This window comes from Geobacillus sp. G4 (assembly GCF_040327975.1).
GTDB classification, from domain to species: Bacteria; Bacillota; Bacilli; order Bacillales; family Anoxybacillaceae; genus Geobacillus; species Geobacillus thermoleovorans.
Genome location: NZ_JBEPJY010000044.1, coordinates 1 through 2,164, shown reverse-complemented (window position 1 = coordinate 2,164; position 2,164 = coordinate 1). Strand labels below are relative to the sequence as shown.

The following is a 2,164-nucleotide window of genomic DNA, read 5'->3' as shown; positions in this document are numbered from 1 at the left end:
CACTTTCATTCTACTGGAGATCCGCCAGCAAGGGCTATTTTTATGCTTGTCTGAGTTTTATCTAGCACCACGGGTTTTCAATAACCTCTTCGTTTCCTTGTATCCAGTTATATCAGGCATTAGTTCGAGAAAATCTACATATTCAATTAATTTATCAATAAACTCCTCATGAATAGAATCTCTATAGCATATTCCTATCTTTATTGCCATTGACGACCCCTGCCTTCTTTTGTAAATTATATCAACTAGAAAGTTTAGCTTGTTTTTAGCTGGAGCTGTTGTAGCCTTCCTCATTCATTCACTTTTATACGTTCAAAAGATACAAAAACAATCAAACTTAAAATAGCACTTATTAGTAACATAAGGTGGACGATAAAATAAATATACATACCTAAAAAACTAAATAATAATGTGGAAATCGATATGACTACTTTAATTATTTGCATTAACTCTCTTTTATCTCTTTTTTTATTTTTGTGAATAAAAATCGTATTGATATGAACATTTATCGCTACACCTAAAGTGATGATCGTGCTTAGTACTACAGCTTGAAAAATGAGAGGAGTATCGGTAAAGTATATCACCATAAAAAATACGGTTAGCACAAAATAAAAAAGAGGAATATGTCTATTATACCCCTTGGCTTTGAGATATCTTAAAAATAAAACATTCATTATTCCTGGTAACACAAATGGGATAAAAGATAACCTTATCATCCCTTCTTGATCAAATCTTTCTACTAGAGATGGAATCCAAAGAATTGGGATGGATGATATAATCCCCATAAATATTAACAAAGATATACTATCTACTTTTTTTCGAGATAAGATAACAGCTTTATTAGTTGAAAAATTATGTTGGACATTTATACTCGCAATTACAATAAACAAAAATAATGATGAGAACATATATATCCTCAACGGAATACTAAAGATGAACACTCCTAATCCAAATCCTACAAGTTTAGCTAAATTCCCAACTACACTTATTTTAACCATGCCACCAAACAAACGTTTATCATTTTCAAGAATTTTTTCTTCCAAACTTCTTCCTACATATGAAGAGGAGAAAAATAAAACTGCATATGTGACCAATAAAATGACTACCTCATCTTTTAAAACGTATGATAAAAAGAATAATATCAATAAAAAAAAGCTTGTGATCAAACTAATAGTCTTGGAATGTAAAGTCGAAATTTTTTTTATAAATAAAAAATCAATAACAATAAAGACGCTAATGATTGAATTTATAATTATAACTAAAAAAGGAGATAAACTAGAAATCGATACAATTCTAGTAATAGTATAGGAATAAGCCATACCTGAAGCTAAAATTAGGAAAAAATATAGAAAAACGAGGATATAGTTTTCTTTAACATATCTCATAATATATAATTCCCTTTTTTTGTTCTTTGAATTTTTCAAACTGTAGCTTATCACGAAAAAGAAAAACAGAAGCATCTCTGCCTATTTCAGAAACATATAGCTCATAACCATTTTTAGACTTCACCAGCACCCCATAATTAAACTCTCCAAAGTGGCTAACTACTGTTTCTAAAAGTGATTCCACCATATCATTCATATCATTTTCATAAGCATACTGAACAACTTCTAAGAAGAAAAAGAAAGAAAACGAACATCCTCTTTCAAAATAGATACGAAGTATATCGACTTGGACATTGCGAGGAAGTTCAATATTTTTAGATAAATACTGTTTAAAAGCAATCATAAACCGATCAAGAGACTGAACAACAATTTTCCTAAAAATCTCATCTTTAGAATGAATATACATTTAGTGCACATGCAAGTAAAAGGGAACCGTGACTAAGTGAAGTCACTAGTCACGGTGATTTAACTTACCAGTCATAACAAGTTGCCTTAGCAAGTTTTTTACCAGATTTCTTAATTACTTTTACCTGCATGTTTTTCCTCCTCTCTCCAAAAATTAAATACATTAGTAATTATATATATATATATATATATAATTTTGTCAATATAAAATTTAATAAAAAACTGTAGTTGAGCAATTTTTATAACAATAATTACCATGTAAAAAGAGACAAACAGGGTACCCCTTATGCCACATGAAGCTGTTTTTTCACGGCGTCAATAGGAATATTTTGTTTTGCTGCGCTGTAAATGAACTCCACGAGGCTATGTCCTTT

General features: G+C 29.9%; 2 protein-coding genes. Both read right to left on the bottom strand.

Translation table 11 applies throughout. From position 1 onward, the window contains the following. Nucleotides 1–290 precede the first annotated feature (290 nt). Complete coding sequence (locus ABS784_RS16770; protein WP_352513345.1) at nt 291–1,385, bottom strand: hypothetical protein; 1,095 nt, start codon at nt 1,383–1,385, stop codon at nt 291–293. Continuing rightward, nucleotides 1,372–1,791 carry a hypothetical protein gene (locus ABS784_RS16765; RefSeq protein ID WP_352513343.1) on the bottom strand — a complete coding sequence of 140 codons (420 nt, stop codon included), beginning with the start codon at nt 1,789–1,791 and terminating at the stop codon, nt 1,372–1,374. The genes ABS784_RS16770 and ABS784_RS16765 overlap by 14 nt, the downstream gene beginning before the upstream one ends. Nucleotides 1,792–2,164: the final 373 nt, after the last annotated feature.